Annotated in this window: 18 protein-coding genes; 9 read left to right on the top strand and 9 right to left on the bottom strand. The window is 65.2% G+C overall.

All coding sequences use genetic code 11. The annotated features are described in order from the left end of the window. Nucleotides 1-16 precede the first annotated feature (16 nt). Genes B5D62_RS26605 through B5D62_RS26595 form a run of 3 tightly spaced genes read right to left on the bottom strand, consistent with a single transcriptional unit; the run spans nt 17 to nt 2,565 of the window. Nucleotides 17-1,075, bottom strand: coding sequence for a phosphotriesterase family protein (locus B5D62_RS26605; protein WP_085937095.1), 1,059 nt, complete (start codon nt 1,073-1,075; stop codon nt 17-19). Continuing rightward, nucleotides 1,072-2,058, bottom strand: a complete 987-nt coding sequence (locus B5D62_RS26600; RefSeq protein ID WP_085937094.1) for a Bug family tripartite tricarboxylate transporter substrate binding protein — start codon at nt 2,056-2,058, stop codon at nt 1,072-1,074. The genes B5D62_RS26605 and B5D62_RS26600 overlap by 4 nt, the downstream gene beginning before the upstream one ends. 3 nt (nt 2,059-2,061) lie before the next feature. Beyond that, on the bottom strand, nt 2,062-2,565 hold the full coding sequence (locus B5D62_RS26595) for a low molecular weight protein-tyrosine-phosphatase (protein ID WP_085937093.1): 504 nt from the start codon (nt 2,563-2,565) through the stop codon (nt 2,062-2,064). 59 nt (nt 2,566-2,624) lie between these two features. Here B5D62_RS26595 and B5D62_RS26590 point away from each other — a divergent pair, with 59 nt between their 5' ends. From B5D62_RS26590 to B5D62_RS33110, 3 genes are all read left to right on the top strand, one after another. Further along, entirely contained in the window at nt 2,625-4,403 is a 1,779-nt protein-coding gene (locus B5D62_RS26590; protein ID WP_085937092.1) for an acyl-CoA dehydrogenase family protein, read from the top strand. Nucleotides 4,404-4,473: 70 nt separating this feature from the next. Then, nucleotides 4,474-4,941, top strand: coding sequence for a hypothetical protein (locus B5D62_RS26585; protein ID WP_085937091.1), 468 nt, complete (start codon nt 4,474-4,476; stop codon nt 4,939-4,941). 22 nt (nt 4,942-4,963) lie between these two features. Beyond that, the gene (locus tag B5D62_RS33110; protein WP_139374112.1) at nt 4,964-5,347 is read left to right on the top strand and encodes a hypothetical protein; all 384 of its coding nucleotides are present in this window, start codon (nt 4,964-4,966) and stop codon (nt 5,345-5,347) included. A gap of 81 nt (nt 5,348-5,428) precedes the next feature. Here the strand turns inward: B5D62_RS33110 and B5D62_RS26580 are convergent, their stop codons facing one another. From B5D62_RS26580 to B5D62_RS26565, 4 genes are read right to left on the bottom strand one after another with little or no spacing between them, the layout of a single operon-like run. Then, nucleotides 5,429-6,529: a CaiB/BaiF CoA transferase family protein gene (locus tag B5D62_RS26580; protein WP_085937090.1), complete on the bottom strand. Its 1,101-nt coding sequence runs from the start codon at nt 6,527-6,529 to the stop codon at nt 5,429-5,431. After that, entirely contained in the window at nt 6,526-7,668 is a 1,143-nt protein-coding gene (locus B5D62_RS26575) for a CaiB/BaiF CoA transferase family protein (RefSeq protein ID WP_085937089.1), read from the bottom strand. The genes B5D62_RS26580 and B5D62_RS26575 overlap by 4 nt, the downstream gene beginning before the upstream one ends. Then, nucleotides 7,665-8,822 (bottom strand): acyl-CoA dehydrogenase family protein, encoded by a 1,158-nt coding sequence (locus B5D62_RS26570; protein WP_085937088.1) that lies wholly within the window; start codon nt 8,820-8,822, stop codon nt 7,665-7,667. The genes B5D62_RS26575 and B5D62_RS26570 overlap by 4 nt, the downstream gene beginning before the upstream one ends. 50 nt (nt 8,823-8,872) lie before the next feature. Continuing rightward, a complete protein-coding gene (locus tag B5D62_RS26565) occupies nt 8,873-9,289 on the bottom strand; it encodes a response regulator (RefSeq protein ID WP_085937087.1) in 417 nt (138 codons plus the stop codon). A gap of 75 nt (nt 9,290-9,364) precedes the next feature. Here B5D62_RS26565 and B5D62_RS26560 point away from each other — a divergent pair, with 75 nt between their 5' ends. Beyond that, the gene (locus B5D62_RS26560; RefSeq protein WP_085937086.1) at nt 9,365-9,922 is read left to right on the top strand and encodes a mismatch-specific DNA-glycosylase; all 558 of its coding nucleotides are present in this window, start codon (nt 9,365-9,367) and stop codon (nt 9,920-9,922) included. Nucleotides 9,923-9,938: 16 nt separating this feature from the next. Here B5D62_RS26560 and B5D62_RS26555 read toward each other — a convergent pair whose 3' ends face one another. Continuing rightward, complete coding sequence (locus tag B5D62_RS26555; RefSeq protein WP_085937085.1) at nt 9,939-10,382, bottom strand: metallopeptidase family protein; 444 nt, start codon at nt 10,380-10,382, stop codon at nt 9,939-9,941. Between the two features lie 136 nt (nt 10,383-10,518). Here B5D62_RS26555 and B5D62_RS26550 point away from each other — a divergent pair, with 136 nt between their 5' ends. The 4 genes from B5D62_RS26550 to B5D62_RS26535 are packed head-to-tail and all read left to right on the top strand — an operon-like array spanning nt 10,519 to nt 14,196. After that, nucleotides 10,519-11,436, top strand: a complete 918-nt coding sequence (locus B5D62_RS26550) for an ABC transporter permease (protein WP_085937084.1) — start codon at nt 10,519-10,521, stop codon at nt 11,434-11,436. Between the two features lie 2 nt (nt 11,437-11,438). Beyond that, entirely contained in the window at nt 11,439-12,296 is an 858-nt protein-coding gene (locus B5D62_RS26545) for an ABC transporter permease (protein WP_218191324.1), read from the top strand. After that, nucleotides 12,293-13,267, top strand: a complete 975-nt coding sequence (locus tag B5D62_RS26540) for an ABC transporter ATP-binding protein (protein WP_085937082.1) — start codon at nt 12,293-12,295, stop codon at nt 13,265-13,267. The genes B5D62_RS26545 and B5D62_RS26540 overlap by 4 nt, the downstream gene beginning before the upstream one ends. Then, nucleotides 13,264-14,196 (top strand): ABC transporter ATP-binding protein, encoded by a 933-nt coding sequence (locus tag B5D62_RS26535; RefSeq protein WP_085937248.1) that lies wholly within the window; start codon nt 13,264-13,266, stop codon nt 14,194-14,196. The genes B5D62_RS26540 and B5D62_RS26535 overlap by 4 nt, the downstream gene beginning before the upstream one ends. Nucleotides 14,197-14,355: 159 nt before the next feature. Here B5D62_RS26535 and B5D62_RS26530 read toward each other — a convergent pair whose 3' ends face one another. Continuing rightward, nucleotides 14,356-15,885: an ABC transporter substrate-binding protein gene (locus B5D62_RS26530; protein ID WP_085937081.1), complete on the bottom strand. Its 1,530-nt coding sequence runs from the start codon at nt 15,883-15,885 to the stop codon at nt 14,356-14,358. An 89-nt stretch (nt 15,886-15,974) separates the two neighbouring features. On the opposite strand from B5D62_RS26530, the gene B5D62_RS26525 reads away from it, so the two are divergent. Further along, a complete protein-coding gene (locus B5D62_RS26525) occupies nt 15,975-16,268 on the top strand; it encodes a 4a-hydroxytetrahydrobiopterin dehydratase (RefSeq protein ID WP_085937080.1) in 294 nt (97 codons plus the stop codon). Nucleotides 16,269-16,297: the final 29 nt, after the last annotated feature.

Below are 16,297 nucleotides of genomic sequence, written 5' to 3'. Positions count from 1 at the left end.
CGCGGTCGGCCGCGCCCTACACGAAGGTCAGCAATCGCCGCGGATTGTGAACGAGGATGGCATCGATCTCGTCCTCGCTGTAGCCACGACGGCCCATCATCGGCACGACATTGCGGAAGATATGACCGTAGCCGTGGCCGCCGAAACTGGCGAGACGGGTGCGATAGCAGATGTCGTGGCTGATCACGACGCGGTCGAGGTGGCCGTGATCGATCAGGGCCCGAATCAGCTTCAATCGCGTCGCGTCGTTCGGCATGTCGATGTCGGACAGGCCGTAGTAGCTGGATTCCTGCCCGAACAGATCGAACTCGATCGTCACGCCCGTTTCCGCCAACTTCAAGAGCCGCGTCTCGTCGAAGATCGTGCGATCGATATGGCTGATGACGATGCGGTCGGTCGGATGACCGGCAGCTTTGATGAAGTCGGCGACTTCCTGCGGCTGGTCGGCATCGCGTCCGGGATGGACATTGATGGCGGCGCCGGTCTCCGCCGCCGCGATCAGGGCGGCCTGCATGACGCGCTTCTCGGTGTCCGTCCACGGCGCCTGACAGCCGATCTCGCCGATCATGCCGGCGCGAACATCGGTTCCCCACGCACCATGGACAATCTGGCCGATCATCTCCTGGGCGAAATCCTCGACCGTGCGTCCGTGGTTACGCGGATCCTGGTAGTCGTTGACGTAATAGCCGCAGCCCATGATGAGATGCACGCCCGTGCCCTCGGCGATGCGCTTCAATCCCGCCGGGTCGGGCGAAAGTCCGCCGCAGGTGAGTTCGACGATCGCATCGCCGCCCTCGTGCTTCATCATGCGGACCTCGCGCGTGGCGATGTCCTCGAGGTCGAGCATGTACTTGCGGCCGGCCCGCTTGAGCCCATGGCCGTAGTTGATCTGCCAGACATTCTCGAGCGTGATCTCGGGCCCGAGATCGTTGTCGCCGCGGGTCTCGGGCGGCCGGATATCGCACAGCACGTGCTCGTGCATCAGCGTCCGGCCAAGCTGCTCGGGTGCGATCGGCCCGAGCACGGTCTGGATCTTTCCCTTGAGCGAACGGCCCTTAAGAGGATGACTGGTCATTGCGGCTCCAACTTCGCGGCTTCGACGACTTTCCGCCACTTGACCGTCTCCGCAGCCATGAAGCGGGCGAGGTCTTCCGACGAACCGCCGAGTTCGGCGGCACCGGCATCGCGGATGCGCTTGATCACTTCCGGATCCTTGGAGGCCTTGACCAGATCATCCGACAGCTTCTTGACGATCTCCGCCGGCGTACCGGCCGGCGCGGCCACATACCACCACGGCGCCGCATCGAAGCCGGGATAGCCGCTCTCGGCGATCGTGGGTACATCCGGCAGCGCGAACCAGCGCTTGGACGTGCTGACACCGAGCGCCCGCAGCGCGCCGGACTGGATGTGCGGCAGGTAGGGCGGCAGGTTGTCCATGGTGCTCGGAATATGACCGGCGAGCAGGTCCTTCAGCACCAGAGAGCTGCCGCGATAGACGACATGCTCGACCCTGAAGCCCGCCAGCGATTCGAAATACTCCATCGCCAGATGACCGCTGCCGCCGACAGCCGGCGAGCCGAAGCTCACCTTGTTGTCGCCCTGCTTCTTGCAGTACTCGACATACTCGGCGACGGTCTTCACCGGCATGTTGGGATTCACCGCCAGGACATTGGCGACCTCGCCGAACAGAGCGATCGGAACGAAGCTCTTCACGCTGTCATAGGGCATCGTCTTGTAGAGGAACTGGTTGGTGACCCCGGTCCCGATCGTTCCCAGCAGCAGCGTGTAGCCATCCGGCGGCGCCTTGGCGACGATCTCGGCACCGACATTGCCGCCCGCGCCACTCTTGTTGTCGACCACGACCTGCTGTCCCAGCGTCTCGGTCAGATACTGGGCGGCGATGCGGCCCAGCAGATCGGTCGTGCCACCCGGCGCAAACGGCACCACCATGCGCAGCGTCTTGTTCGGATAGGCCGCTTGTGCCCAGCCATGGCGGGCGAGCATGGGGGTCGCCACGGCCGCCGACAGAAGCGTGCGGCGGCGAATCGTCCTGGTCATTCCTTATTCCTTCCCTGCGACTTCACTATTGGACCCGACCAGCGGCTTCAGATGGGCAAGAAGCCCCGCGCATCCCGCCTCGATCAGGTTCAAGGACTGTTCATAAGCCCGCGCCGGCCCGCCATAAGGGTCGGGAACCTCGATGACGCGCGTCTGCGGGGCGAACTTCATGAACATCTGCGGGCGATCTGACAAGGCTCGCGGCGCCATCCAACGCATCGCGACGAGATGGCTGCGGTCCATCGCGAGCGGATAGTCGAACTTCTCGATATCGGCGCTGGTCAGAAGACGTGCACGATGGCTCGACAGATCGTAGCCGCGCCGCCGGCCGACCTGCAGCGCCAGCGGCGACGCCATCTGGCCGACATGACCTTCGTAGGTCCCCGCGGAATCGATGGTGAACGCGTGAGCGAGTCCCGCGCGCAAAGCCATTGTGCGGAATACCGCCTCAGCGGTGGGCGAGCGGCAGATGTTGCCGGTGCAGACGAAGAGAACGCCGATGGTCATAGCGAGCCACACTAGCATGAGGGTACAGTGGCCACGCAGCTGGAATCCTGGGAGGGATCATGCCCGACATGTCATTGATGGCGCACGGCGCCCACTACATCGCGCCCGACGCGCATGGACAGAACTTCTATGCCATCGACCGCCAGTTCCAGGACCTGCTGTCGCTTTATCTGGACCCCGCCCTTCGCCAAGCGATGACCTCGCACTTCGAGCGCCTCGGCGATCTCGCCGGCAATCGCCTCGACGATCTCGCGCAGGTCGCCGACAAGCATCCTCCCGTCCTCCAGCCGCGCGACCGCTTCGGGCGCGACGAGGACTGGATCGACTATCATCCGTCCTATCGCGAGATGGAGAAGATCGCGTTCGAGGAATTCGGCATGCACGCGATGAGTCATCGCGCCGGCGTGCTGGGAATGTCCGAGCCCGCGCACCCGCTCGTGAAATACGGCATCACTTACCTGTTCGTGCAGGCGGAGTTCGGCCTCATGTGTCCGGTGTCGGTGTCCGACACCTCCAACTTCGTCATCAAGCGCTACGGATCGGAAGCGCTCAAGAAGCTCCTGCTCGATCGCCTGCTCTCGACCGACCCGGCGACCATGCTCAAGGGCACGCAGTTCATGACAGAGAAGGCCGGCGGCTCGGACGTCGGCGCGATCGAGACCGAGGCCGAGCGCGTCGGAGTGGGCGCCGACGGCGTCGAGCGCTGGAAGCTGCATGGCCAGAAATGGTTCTGCAGCCATGCCGACGCCGATGTCGCGGTCCTGCTGGCGCGACCGCGCGGCGCTCCCGCCGGCACCAGGGGACTCGGCATGTTCGCCATGCCGAGGCGGCTGGAGGATGGCAGCCGCAACAGCTACCGGATCGTGCGACTCAAGGACAAGCTCGGCACGCGCTCGATGGCCTCGGGCGAGATCATCATGGACGGTGCCACCGCCTATCTCGTCGGCGAAGCGGATCGCGGCTTCAAGCAGATGATGGAGCAGGTGAACCTGTCCCGCCTCAGCCATGGCGTGCGTGCCGCGGCCATGATGCGCCGCTGCCTCAACGAGGCGCTGGCGGCCGCGCGTGGTCGCCGTGCCTTCGGACGTTCGATCGCCGAGTATCCGCTGCTGCGCCGCCAACTCATGAAGATCATGCTGCCGACCGAGCAGGCGCTGTCGATGTACGCCTTCTCCGCCGACGCCATGGGCCGGGCCGACAAGGGCGACCGCGACGCGGCCAACCTGCTGCGCATCCTGACGCCGGTCTACAAGTTCCGCGCCTGCCGCGACAACATTCCGGTGGCGAGCCAGGCGCTCGAGGTGCGCGGCGGTATCGGTTACATCGAGGAATGGGTGACGGCACGGCTGGTGCGCGACGCACAGATCGGCACCCTGTGGGAAGGCACCTCCAACATCAACGCGCTCGATGTCGTGCAGCGCGCCGTCGGCAAGGCGCAGGGCCACAAGACGCTGACCGCGGCCCTCAAGGACAAGTACGAGCCGTCGGGCAGCCTGCCCGGCCAGTACAAGGGCCTGCTGGGCGCGACACTCGAACGAGTGGAACGCTTCGTCGAAGCGGTCGCGGCCGATCCGCGGCAGGAGAAGCGGGCGCGGCTCGCCTCCAACGCGCTCTATCACGCCACATCGGCGGCGCTGCTCGCCTGGGAAGGCGCCACCCTCGGCGCCCACGGCGGCGACGCGCGCCGCCTGCTGTTGTCGCGGCTGGTGATCGAGCACCGCCTCACGCCGCAGGATCCGCTGTCCCTCAACGAGCCGGCCTGGGAGCAGGAGGCGATGGATCTGCTGCTGCAGGAGACGCCCGTGCCGCTTGCCACGGCGACAAGTCTAGTAGGATAGTTTCAAGGTCGAAAATCGGTCTGCTAGCCAAGGGATCAGCCGAAGCGATTCTTCATATATTTGGGAAGAAATGACGACTCCGAGTGACAGCATAGCATCAGCTGCAGAAGAAGAGCCGAAAAGCGGTGGCGGTCAAACTAGCCCCCAAGCGGACTCGGCAAAGAAGCTGCGCCCCATTCTTACGGTTGGGCGCGCGAACCTGACCGACGAGGAAATTAAGTCTTCTGGTGTCATGAAAATGCTCGTCGAGAGATTTGATGACTACGAGACGGAACTTACCCGGCTTCGGCCCATTGAAAATGAGCTGTCCGAAGTGAAAGCTGATCTGCGCGTCACCAAGGCACAGTTAGACGACGTCAAGAAGCGCAAGCTCATGTTCGAGATCGTCTCCCTCGCAATGGCTGCAGCTGGCAGCGCAATGTTAAGCGCATCAAAATCTCTTTTCGCCCCTGAAATGCTTCCTTACGGCGTGGCCTTGGCTCTCCTGCTGATTGGCGCGGCGTTGGCAGCAAAGATTGTCCAGTTGTGGATGAAATGAGAAAAATAAGGGACGCCGTGCTATGAGTTTGGAATTCCAATATATGCGCGACCCAGGCGAGCCTACGTCAGAACGCGTAATTTTTCGCGCCTCTGGAAATCTAGATGTCGGCAACTACTGCTTGCTCGCCTCATCGACAAACAACAAGCAAGAACCGACGTCAGGTGGCAAAGTGGCTTTCTGGTTTCCAGACAAAGAAGTAGGGAATGGCGACACTGTTGTCGTCTACACAAAAGCTGGCGACGACAAGAGTAGAAAGAATGACGATGGGACTCAGTCACATTTCTTCTATTGGGGCCGGACGAAGTCACTGTGGTCGGTAGAGAACAATGGAGTTGTTGTACTTCAGGCCCGGACCTGGAATTTCCACCTAACCAAAGTACGTTCTCAAACGGCGAAAAGCTAGATAGGCCGTGCCTTTCTCAAAGGCACACAAACGACGCTCTCGAATGCCGAGTGCTCGTCTTTGATTTCGCCTCGTTGCAGCTCACCTTATGATTTCCTCGGTGTGTTCGCCCAGCAGCGGCTCGCGATAGAGCGGATGCGACGGCTCGTCCCTGAAGCGGACGACGGGCGCGAAGTGCTTGCGGCCGTCCGCCTCCGTCAGCACGGCACCGCGCTTGACGAGATTGGGATCGGCGATCGCCTCGGGCAGCGTGTTCACCGGCCCGTAGCAGATGTCGAGCGTGGGCAGCCAGTCCATCCAATGCGCCAGCGGCCTGCCGCGGAAGGTCGCTTCGAGGAATTCCACCACCGGCTTCTGATGCACACCCGGCCATTCGCAGAGCGGCGCCAGCTCGGCACGACCCAGGGCACCGAGCAGGTTCTTCACGAACTTCATCTCCTGACCGGCCAGCACGAGCTGGCGGCCATCGGCGGTATCGTAGACGCGATAGAAGGCCGAGCCGCCGGTCGTGCGCTGCTGCTTCACGTCGGGTTGCCGATTCTCGGCGAAGGCCGAGCCGACCACGTTGGCGCAGGAGGCCATCAGCGCCTCGTGCATGGAGACGTCGATGTAATCGCCCTTCCCGGTCGTCTGTCGCCGCAGCAACGCCATCAGCACGCCGCTCAATCCGTGCAAGCCGCTGACGAGATCGGCGACGGGAATGCCGGGAATGGCCGGCCGGCCGTCGTCGCCCAGCGTCAGGCTCAGCACGCCGGTCATCGCCTCGAGCGCGAGATCGTGGGCGGCGCGGCCGGGATAGGCACCATCCTGCCCGAAGGCCGAGATCGAGCAGTAGACGATACCGGGATTCTTCTCCTTCACCGCCTCGTAGGCGATACCGAAGCGGGCCGCGACGCCGGGCCGGAAGGATTCCACCAGCACATCGGCGGCACAGGCGAGCCGGAACAGATCGGCCCGGCCCCGTTCGCTCTTGAGATCGAGCACGACGCTCTTCTTGCCGCGGCCCATGTTGCGGAAGAACACCGACGTGCGCTCGTCGGCGGGGCGGATATGGCGACCGGGGTCGCCGCCAGGCGGCTCGACCTTGATCACTTCGGCGCCATGGTCGGCCAGCGCGGTCGTGAGGTAGGGCCCCGGCAGGAACCACGAGAGATCGAGGACCTTGATGCCTTCGAGCTTCATGTCGACTTGTCCAGATAGGTCGCGTTATCGGCGCCCAGCGGCGAGCAGGCTGCCTGCGCCGGACGTTCGCCGTCGATGCGGATCGGGTTGGCCAGCACCCGCAGTTCCCCCTTCGTCGGGTGGGACACCGACGAAACCATGCCGGCCGCGCGTGCGAAACCGCTGTCCAGGGCGGCATCCAGGCGATGGACGGGAGCCGCCGGCAACAGGCCGTTGAAGCGTTCCAGCCATTGTGCCGTCGTGCGCTCACGGAAGGTCGGATCGAGCGCATCGGTGAGTTCGGCGCGATGGCGCGCGCGGGCATTGGGATCGGGAAAGCGGGGATCGGAAAGGAGATCTCGCCGACCCATCGCCTCGCACAGCGCCAGCCAGAATTTCTGCGTCATGCACATGATGAAGATCCAGCCGTCACGAGTCGGGAAGGTCTGGACCGGCGCCAACGACAGATGGGCGCTACGCGGCACGCGCGGCGAGACATCGCCCTCGTTGAGATACCAGACGCCGGGATAGGTGAGCTGGTGCATGGCGACGTCGTAGAGGCAGGTATCAACGTCGCAACCCTGGCCAGTCGTGCGCGCCCGCAGCAGGCAGCTCAGCAGGCCGACGATGCCGGTGAGACCGCTCATGCTGTCGATCAGCGACACGCCGACGCGGGTCGGCGGACCATCCGGATCGCCGGTCAGTTCCATCAGCCCGGCCTCGGCCTGCATGAGGAAATCGTAGCCGGGCCAGTCGGCGCGCTCGCCAGTGCGGCCATAGGCCGAGATATGCAGGCAGACGATCGACGGCTTGAGGGGGCTGAGGCTCGCATAGTCGAGCCCAAGCTTGCCGGGCTGCGTGCCGCGCAGATTGTTGACGACGCAATCCGCTGTCTTCACCAGCGCTTCGAACTGCCGGCGGCCCTCGACGGTCTTGAGGTCAAGGGCGACGCTCTTCTTGCCGAGATTCCAGGCCTGGAAGTATTCGCTATCGGCCGCTCCGAGCTTGTGCGGCCCGACGTGGCGCGACGGATCGCCTTCGGGCGGCTCGATCTTGATCACCTCGGCGCCCAGTTCGGCCAGGAACATCGTCCCGTAAGGGCCGGCGCCGAACTGCTCCAACGTCAGCACCCGAATGCCGGCCAGCGGCTTGGCGGTCATGCGACGGCGTTCCGCTTGATCCACTGACGCGCGATGATCAGGCGCTGCATCTCGTTCGTGCCTTCGCCGATGCAGGTAAGCGGCGCATCGCGATAGAGACGTTCGATATCGTACTCCTTGGAGTAGCCGTAGGCGCCGTGGATGCGCATCGACTCAGTGCTGTTCTCCAGCGCCGCTTCGGAGGCGAAATACTTGGCCATGCCGGCCTCCATGTCGCAGCGCTCGCCGCGATCGAAGGCGCGGGCGGCATCGAGGGTCAGCAGCCGCGCCGCGCGGGCCCGGGTAGCCATCTCGCCCAGCTTCAGCGCAATCGCCTGGTGCTCGAAGATCGGCTTGCCGAAGGTCTTGCGGATCTGCGCGTAGTCGGTCGCCAGCCGCAGTGCACCCTCGGCGATGCCAACGCCGCGCGCCGCCACGTTGATGCGGCCCAGTTCGAGGCCGCCCGCGACTTGCGTGAAGCCGCGCCCCTCGACCTCGCCGATCAGGTGGTCGGCGGGAATCCTGTAGTCCTCGAAGATCAGTTCGCCTGAATCGATCGACTTGTAGCCCAGCTTCTCGAGCTTGCGGCCGACCTTGAAGCCCGGCCCTTTGGGCGCGATGAACAGGCTCATGCCTGAGTAGCGCGGCTGCGCCTCCGGGTTCGTCTTGACCAGCAAGGCGAAGCAGGACCCTTCGATCCCGTTCGATATCCAGGTCTTGGTGCCGTTGATGACATAGTGATCGCCCTGGCGACGGGCGGTCATGCGGATACCCTGCAGGTCCGTGCCGGCGTCGGGCTCGGTCAGGGCCAGGCCACCGCGGATTTCGCCGGATGCGAACCTGGGCAGCCAAAACCGCTTCTGCGGCTCGGTGCCGAATTTCTCGACCGCCAGCGCCAGCATCAGGTGCGAGTTGAAGATGCCGGTGATCGCCATCCAGACCGAGGAGATGCGCATCACGATCTCGGCATAAGTGGCGGCCGGCAGGCCGAGTCCGCCATACTCGGGCGAAACGGTCGCGCCGAACAGGCCGAGTTCCTTCATCTGCTCGACGATCTCGGCCGGCCATTTATCGGCGTGGTCGAATTCCTTCACCCGCGGCGCGATCTCGCGCGCAATCCAGCGGTCGATGGTCGCAAGAAGCTGAGCTTCGTCCGCCGCGTCGATCTTGTTCATGCGCTTCCTCCGAGGCCAATCATGCCCGAGGATCGCAAGCGAACAAGCTTCTACCGGTCCAGCATTTCGCTAATGCGCCTGGCGAGTTCTTCCTGCCGATAAGGCTTGACCAGCATTCCACCGTGCGCGGGGACGGCATCGAGCTGCTGCGACGTGCGCAGGTAACCCGATGTCAGGAGGATCTTGGCCTCCGGCCGATGATCGCGCAGCCAGGCCGACAGCCCGAATCCATCCATGCTGCCGGGCATGTTGACGTCGGAGAAGACCAGGTCGACCCGGACGCCCGCCTTCAAGAGGCGGATCGCCTCGTCGGCCGAGCCGGCCTCGACGACGTCGAGCCCGCAGTCGCGCAGATTGTCGGCGGCGACGGCGCGCACCAGAATATCGTCCTCGACCACCAGTACGACGCGACGGAGCGGCTCTGGCTGTTCTGCCGGGAGAGGTGGGAAACTACGCGCCGCGTACATGGGGGACCAACGCGTGCGCAGTAAAAGGGTTGCAGCGGCTGTTCCCGGACCGGGAGCTGGGGCATCATCGGGAGAATGAAAAGCAAGGGACCGTCGGCCGGCGCCACGACCACCAAGCACCTGGTGCCCGATCTCCTCGCTCCCGGGCTCGATCTGGTCTTTTGCGGCACGGCGCCAAGCCCGGCCTCCTACGCCGCCCGCGCCTACTACGCCAATCCGGGCAACGCCTTCTGGGCCACCCTCCATGCCGTCGGCCTGACGCCGGAGCGGCTGCCGCCGCAGCGTTATCCCGAGTTGCTGGCCTGGGGGATCGGCCTGACCGACCTGAACAAGACCGAATACGGCTCCGATCACGAACTGAGCCCCCAGGCGATGGATGCAAAGTCGCTGCACGCCAAGTTGCGCAAGTTCCGACCCGCGGCGGTCGCCTTCACGAGCAAGCACGCCGCCTCGCTGGCTTTGGGGATCAAGGCACCTGCCTATGGCCGACAGGCCGAACCGCTCGAGGGCGCGGCTGTCTTCGTGCTCGCCTCGCCCTCCGGCCGCGCCCGTTCTTTCTGGACGCTGGAGCCGTGGCGCGAAGCAGCGGCCTTCGTCATGGAGCGAAGGCTGCAGCGCGAACGTCGGGCTTGAGTCTGCGGGATCGCCGCTAGGCGCGGCGGGAGTCCTCCTCGGCCTTGGCTTCGATCGCTTCCATGTCGTCGTCGCTCAGGCCGAAGTGATGGCCGATCTCGTGGATCAGCACATGACGCACGATGTGCGGCAGATCCTCGTCCGACTCGCACCAATAATCGAGGATCGGCCGGCGATAGAGGAAGATGCGATCGATGTCGTTGGCCACGTGGCCCGCGCCACGCTCGACCATCGACACGCCCTGGTACAGGCCGAGCACATCGAAGGGGCTCTCGAGCTCCATCGCCTTCTCGACCTCGTCGGATGGAAAATCGTCGACCTGAATGCGCACGTTGCCGACATGCCGACGAAATTCCTCCGGAATCGTCGCCAGCGCCTCGGCGGCGATGGCTTCGATATCCTCAAGCGTTGGCGCAACACCGAAGCTGGGCGTCCGCCGCGGATTGGTGAAGACCGGCATCCTTCCCCCATATAGGAGCCGTGCCCGCTCGCCAAGGGTCCTGCCGCGACGGTTTGTTCACCGGGTGCCGGCGGCAATTGGCGCAGGATTCGCATGGTCGCGTTCTGGAACAAACACCACTAAGCTTGTCGCGCACATGCTCCGTTTTCTTGTCCGACGCCTGATCGTGGCGCTGCTGGTCGCGGCGACCGTCATGACCCTCGCTTTCATCATGACGCGCCTGTCAGGCGATCTGGCGATATCGATCGCCGGGCCGAACGCGACGCAGGCCGATGTCGAGGCGGTGCGCAAGGCCTACGGGCTGGATCGACCGCTAGTCACCCAGTTCTTCGACTGGGCCGGACGAGCGATGACGGGCGACCTGGGTGAAAGCTATTTCTTCAAGAGCCGGGTATCGGCGCTGATCGGTGAGCGCATGCCGGTGACGCTCACGCTCGGCCTGTCCGGCCTGGTCATCGCCCTCGTGGTGTCGCTGCCCCTCGGCATCCTGGCCGCCGTACGCGAGAACACCGCCTTCGACAGGGGCGTGCAGTTCGTGACGCTGTTCGGCCAGGCCATGCCCTCCTTCTGGCTCGGTCTGCTGCTGATGATCCTGTTCGGGTTGAAGCTGGGATGGTTGCCGATCTCCGGCACGGAATCCTGGGATGGCTATGTCCTGCCGGCGATCGTGCTCGCCTTCTCGGCAATCCCGGCCCTCACGCGCCTGACGCGGGCCGGCATGATCCAGGCGATGGGATCCGACTATATCCGCACGGCGCGCGCCAAGGGCCTGTCGCGGGCCTCGATCATCCTGAAGCATGCGCTACGCAATGCGGCGATCCCGGTGGTGGCGATCGCCGCGGTGCAGCTCGGCTTCATGCTGGGTGGTTCGATCGTGATCGAACAGATCTTCGCGCTGCACGGCGTCGGCTTCCTGGCCTGGGAAAGCATCGCCAAGAACGACTTCCCCGTGGTGCAATCGGTCGTCCTGGTGCTGGCCGTCATCTATATCGGCCTCACCACGCTCGCCGACCTGATGAACGCCGTCCTCGATCCGAGGCTGCGCGGCGCATGAGCATGGCACTGTCAAGCGCGGCCCCGCGGCGCGGCTGGCGCAGCGCCGCCACCTGGCTGGGTGCGGCGATCGTCGGCGTCGCCGCCTTCTGCGCCGTCTTCGCGCCGCTCCTCGTGCCGCACGATCCCTTCGCCCAGGATCTCGGCAAGCGCCTGCTCGTCCCGTTCTGGATGGAGGGCTCGGACCCGCAGCATCTCCTGGGCACCGACCAGCTCGGCCGCGACTACCTCTCGCGCCTGATCTGGGGCTGCCGCATCTCGATGCTGATCGGGGTCACCGTCAGCATCGTCTCCGGCCTGATCGGCATCACGCTCGGCGTGCTGGGAGGGTTCCTCGGTGGCCGGGTCGACGATGCCGTCCTGTTCGCCATCACGACCAGGCTTTCGCTTCCGGTGGTGCTGGTCGCTCTGGCGGTGGTGGGTCTGCTGGGCAGCTCCATGACGCTCCTGCTGCTGACGCTGGGCCTGCTGCTGTGGGATCGCTTCGCCGTCGTCGCCCGCTCCACGACCCTGCAGGTGCGCAATCTCGACTACGTGGCGGCGGCATGGTGCGCCGGCTGCTCGCGCTTTCGCATCCTGACGCGCGAGGTGCTGCCCAACATCGCCAGCCATCTGGTCGTCGTGGCAACGCTCGAAATAGCGCTCGCCATCCTGCTCGAGGCGACCTTGTCCTTCCTGGGACTCGGCGTGCCGCCGCCGTTGCCCTCCTGGGGGCTGATGATCGCCGAGGCCAAGGACTACATGTTCTTCAGCCCGTGGGTGATCATGATCCCCGGCGTGGCGCTGTTCGTGCTGGTGCTGGGCATCAACCTGCTGGGCGACGGGCTGCGCGACCAGTTCGGCGCGAGGTCGGACCCATGAGCCCGCTGCTGGAGATCGAGAACCTGCGGGTCGAGTTCGGCCGCACCTCCGCGGTGCGCGGCATATCGCTGAAGGTCGCGCCGGGCGAGACCCATTGCCTGGTGGGCGAGTCGGGCTGCGGCAAGTCGGTGACCTCGCTGGCCGTGATGAACCTGCTGGCCCGCGGCGCGCAACGACGCGCCGACAGGCTCGCCTTCAAGGGTGAGGACCTGCTGGGACTGCCGGAGCGCGCCATGGCGCGCCTGCGCGGCAATGCCATGGCCATGATCTTCCAGGAACCGATGACCAGCCTCAATCCGGCCTACACGATCGGTTCGCAGATGACCGAGGTGCTGCGACGCCACAAGGGCGCGAGCCAGCGCGTCGCCACCGAGCGCGCCGCCGATCTGCTGGCGCGCGTCGGCATCACCGCCCCCGGCATGCGGCTCGGCCAGTTCCCGCACCAGCTTTCCGGCGGCCTGCGTCAGCGCGTCATGATCGCCATGGCGCTGATGTGCGACCCGCAGCTGCTGATCGCCGACGAGCCCACCACCGCGCTCGACGTGACCGTACAGGCGCAGATCCTGCGCCTGCTCGCCGGCCTGCAGCGCGACCTCGGGCTCGGCCTGCTTCTCATCACGCACGATCTCGGCATCGTCGCCCGCGTCGCCACGCGTGTGTCGGTGATGTATGCGGGCGAGATCGTCGAGAGCGCCCCGACCGCCGAACTGTTCGCCAACCCCAGCCATCCCTATACGCAGGGGCTGCTGCGCTGCGTGCCGGTGCCGGGCAAGGTGCGGCGCGACGAGCCGCTCGGTTCCATCCCCGGCACGGTGCCGCGCATCGGTGCGGGCTTCACGGGCTGCGCCTTCCGCGACCGCTGCGACTTTGCCGATGCGAGCTGCGCCGTGGCCGTGCCGCATCAGCGAGCCGGCGCCACGCACGACTATCTATGCCGGCTGGCGCCGCAATCCGCACGGACCGCCGCATGAGCGCGCCGGCGATCGAAGTCCTGCAGGTGCACAAGACCTTCGCCACGGGCGGTGGTCGGGTGGTCGCCGTCGACGACGTCTCCTTCGCCATTCCCGCCGGTGGGGTGCTTGGCGTGGTGGGCGAATCCGGCTGCGGCAAGAGCACCATGGCGCGCCTGATCCTCGGCCTGCTCGCCCCCGATTCGGGCGAGGTCAAGGTCGAAGGCCAGGCGGTCTCGGGCATGGACCGCAAGGCGCGTGCCCGCCTGATCCAGCCCGTGTTCCAGGATCCCTTTTCGTCGCTCAATCCGCTGGCGCGCGTGAAGGACATCGTCGCCATGCCGCTGGTGGCGCAGGGCACGTTCGGGCGCGCCGAGATCGGCCGTCGTGTCGACGAGCTGCTGGCGCGCGTCGGCTTGAGCGCCGAGATGGGACGCCGCCTGCCGGCGGAGCTGTCCGGCGGCCAGCGCCAGCGCGTCGCAATCGCCCGCGCCCTGGTGCTGCGGCCCCGCATCGTCGTGTGCGACGAACCGACTTCGGCGCTCGACGTCTCGGTGCAGGCGCAGATCCTCAATCTGCTGGCCGAGCTGCGCCGCGATCTTGGTCTTACCTATCTCTTCATCAGTCACAATCTCGCGGTGGTCGAACACGTCGCCAGCGAGGTGGCGGTGATGTATCTCGGCCGCATCGTCGAACGCGGCAGCACCGACGCCCTGTTCGCCCGGCCGGAGCATCCCTACACCAAGGCGCTGCTGGCTTCCGTCCTCACGCCCGAACCCGGACTCGGCGTGCCCGATGTCGGCCTGGGCGATGCCCTGCCCGATCCCGCCAACATGCCGCCCGGCTGCCGCTTCCATCCGCGCTGCCCGGTGGCCGAAGCGCGCTGCGCCAGCGAAAGTCCGCCGCTTAGGAAACGGGCGAATGGCGGCGCCGAGTGCTGGCTGGCCTGACCCGCTCCCTTGGTCCTGTCCCGGATGGCGGGGACAGGTCGAATGCCGATGGCACAAGGCTTTCCCGGCCTCTGTCCCGCTGTCTCGCCTGTCCCGGCCTGTCCCGTCCCGCTCCCAGGCCGACGCGTCAGTGACGCGCCGGCGGCGGATCGCGACGCGTCACTTCCACTTCGCCAGGTAGAAGCGCGGCAGCTCGTCGGGATAGGTCTTGAAGTCGAGGTCCTTGGCGAAGGCGTAGGTATTCACGTAGGTGGCCACCGGCATCCAGTAGGCCTTCTCCGTCGCGATCTTGATCGCCGCGGAGTAGTCCTTAGAGCGCACCGCCTTGTCGGAGGTCGAGCCTCCTTCGGCGATCAGCTTCTCGAGTTCCGGATCACGCGAATAGTTGTCCAGCGAATCCTTGCCGAACATCACCGGCAGGATGGCCGAGACGTCGTTGATCGAATAGCTGCCCCAGCTGGCGAAATAGAGTGGCGCTTCGCCCTTCCAGGCCTTCTGGATCGCGGGCGCAACCTGGAGCTGGTTGATCTTGGCCTTGATGCCGACAGCGGCGAGATAGTTCTGGATCGCGGCGCCCCACGAGGTCGGCTGCACGTAGCTCAGCATCTCGGTCTCGAAGCCGTTGGGGAAGCCCGCTTCCGCCAGCAGCGCCTTGGCCTTGGCCGGATCGTAGTCGTACTTCACGGCCGCATCGGCATCGCACCCGAACTGGCTCGGGAAGCAGGGGGCGGGCGGCACGCGGCTGCCGCCGCCGACCAGCTTGTCGGCGATTTCCTTGCGGTTGACGGCGTGCCAGATGGCCTGGCGCACCTTGACGTTGGTCAACGGATTGCCAGCACCCGAGCGGCCGGCGGCATCGATCGACAGATAGCCGACGCGCATCGATTCCTGCCGCACCGACTGCAGGAACGGGATCTTGTTGATGTTGTCCATCTGATCGGGATTGACGTTCCAGATCCAGTCGGCGCGCCGGCCGATCAGCTCCGTCACCTCGGTGGCAAGGTCGGGCACAAAGCGCACATGCAGGTTCTTGATTGCCGGCTTGCCCTTGGGCGAGCCCGCCCAGTACTCCTCGAAACGTTCGTAGATGACTTCCTTGCCCTGGTCGTTCTTGACGATCTTGTACGGCCCGGCACCGATCGGCTTGGCCGCGAAGCCTTCGGGTCCGACCTTCTCGCGATAGGCCTTGGGATTGATGGGCGTCACCATCGCGAGATATTCGAGCGCCGCCGGCGTCGGCCTTTTCATCTTGATACGCACCGAGAAATCGCCGGTCTTCTCGGCCTTGTCGATCCAGGCATAGTTGCTGGGCGTGGCGACCTTGCTCATCGGATCGGCGGCAATATTGATGGTATAGACGACGTCCTCGGCGGTGAGAGGGCTGCCGTCGTGGAATTTCACGCCCTGGCGGATGGTGAGATCGAGTGTGGTGTCGTCCGTAAACTTCCACTCGGTGGCGAGGGATGGCTTGATCTCGAAGGTCCCCGGATCGCGATGCACCAGCATGTCCCAGGCGTGATGGGCCAGGATCAATCCCGTGCGCTGGTTGTTGAAATACATGTCGATGTTCGGCACGGCATCGAGGAACAGGATGCGCAATGTGTCGGCGGCCTTGTCGGCCCGGGCTGCAGACGGGGCGACCGCGAGGGAAGTTGCGGCAAGCAGCGCGGAACGGCGGGTAAGTTTCACGAAAGCCTCCTGTTGATCTGATGAGCCTAGGCTCTGCAGAGGCAGTGAGGCAAGCTTCGGACCATTCGAGGGTCCCGGAAGGAGGGCGAATGACGACGACCAAATTGAGCGGAAAAGCACGAGCCGATGCCCTGGCCGATCTCGCGGGCTGGGCCGAAGCCAGCGGCCGTGACGCGATCCACAAGAGCTTCAAGTTTGCCGATTTCAACCAGGCCTGGGGCTTCATGACGCGCGTCGCCCTGGCGGCCGAGAAGGCCGACCATCATCCCGAATGGTCGAATGTGTACAATCGTGTCGAGATCCTGTTGTCGACGCACGATGCCGGCGGTGTGACCGAAAAGGACATCGCCCTGGCCAAGTTCATCGACCAGGCAGCCACCTGACGGGAGCGGAACAAGCCTTGCGCGGCCTC

The sequence above is a fragment of the Enhydrobacter aerosaccus genome (assembly GCF_900167455.1).
GTDB lineage: Bacteria > Pseudomonadota > Alphaproteobacteria > Reyranellales > Reyranellaceae > Reyranella > Reyranella aerosaccus.
The sequence above is the reverse complement of the archived record's forward strand: the minus strand, read 5'-3'. Positions and strand labels throughout refer to the sequence as shown.

Bases quoted from the DNA above. Each gene is read 5' to 3' on its own strand.
- B5D62_RS26545 (WP_218191324.1), top strand. From the start codon at position 11,439: ATGGCACTGTCAAGCGCGGCCCCGCGGCGCGGCTGGCGCAGCGCCGCC.
- B5D62_RS26555 (WP_085937085.1), bottom strand. From the start codon at position 10,382: ATGCCGGTCTTCACCAATCCGCGGCGGACGCCCAGCTTCGGTGTTGCG.
- B5D62_RS26560 (WP_085937086.1), top strand. From the start codon at position 9,365: ATGAAAAGCAAGGGACCGTCGGCCGGCGCCACGACCACCAAGCACCTG.
- B5D62_RS26600 (WP_085937094.1), bottom strand. From the start codon at position 2,058: ATGACCAGGACGATTCGCCGCCGCACGCTTCTGTCGGCGGCCGTGGCG.
- B5D62_RS26580 (WP_085937090.1), bottom strand. From the start codon at position 6,529: ATGAAGCTCGAAGGCATCAAGGTCCTCGATCTCTCGTGGTTCCTGCCG.
- B5D62_RS26585 (WP_085937091.1), top strand. From the start codon at position 4,474: ATGACGACTCCGAGTGACAGCATAGCATCAGCTGCAGAAGAAGAGCCG.
- B5D62_RS26525 (WP_085937080.1), top strand. From the start codon at position 15,975: ATGACGACGACCAAATTGAGCGGAAAAGCACGAGCCGATGCCCTGGCC.
- B5D62_RS26605 (WP_085937095.1), bottom strand. From the start codon at position 1,075: ATGACCAGTCATCCTCTTAAGGGCCGTTCGCTCAAGGGAAAGATCCAG.
- B5D62_RS26595 (WP_085937093.1), bottom strand. From the start codon at position 2,565: ATGACCATCGGCGTTCTCTTCGTCTGCACCGGCAACATCTGCCGCTCG.
- B5D62_RS26565 (WP_085937087.1), bottom strand. From the start codon at position 9,289: ATGTACGCGGCGCGTAGTTTCCCACCTCTCCCGGCAGAACAGCCAGAG.
- B5D62_RS26540 (WP_085937082.1), top strand. From the start codon at position 12,293: ATGAGCCCGCTGCTGGAGATCGAGAACCTGCGGGTCGAGTTCGGCCGC.
- B5D62_RS26590 (WP_085937092.1), top strand. From the start codon at position 2,625: ATGCCCGACATGTCATTGATGGCGCACGGCGCCCACTACATCGCGCCC.
- B5D62_RS26570 (WP_085937088.1), bottom strand. From the start codon at position 8,822: ATGAACAAGATCGACGCGGCGGACGAAGCTCAGCTTCTTGCGACCATC.
- B5D62_RS33110 (WP_139374112.1), top strand. From the start codon at position 4,964: ATGAGTTTGGAATTCCAATATATGCGCGACCCAGGCGAGCCTACGTCA.
- B5D62_RS26535 (WP_085937248.1), top strand. From the start codon at position 13,264: ATGAGCGCGCCGGCGATCGAAGTCCTGCAGGTGCACAAGACCTTCGCC.
- B5D62_RS26575 (WP_085937089.1), bottom strand. From the start codon at position 7,668: ATGACCGCCAAGCCGCTGGCCGGCATTCGGGTGCTGACGTTGGAGCAG.
- B5D62_RS26550 (WP_085937084.1), top strand. From the start codon at position 10,519: ATGCTCCGTTTTCTTGTCCGACGCCTGATCGTGGCGCTGCTGGTCGCG.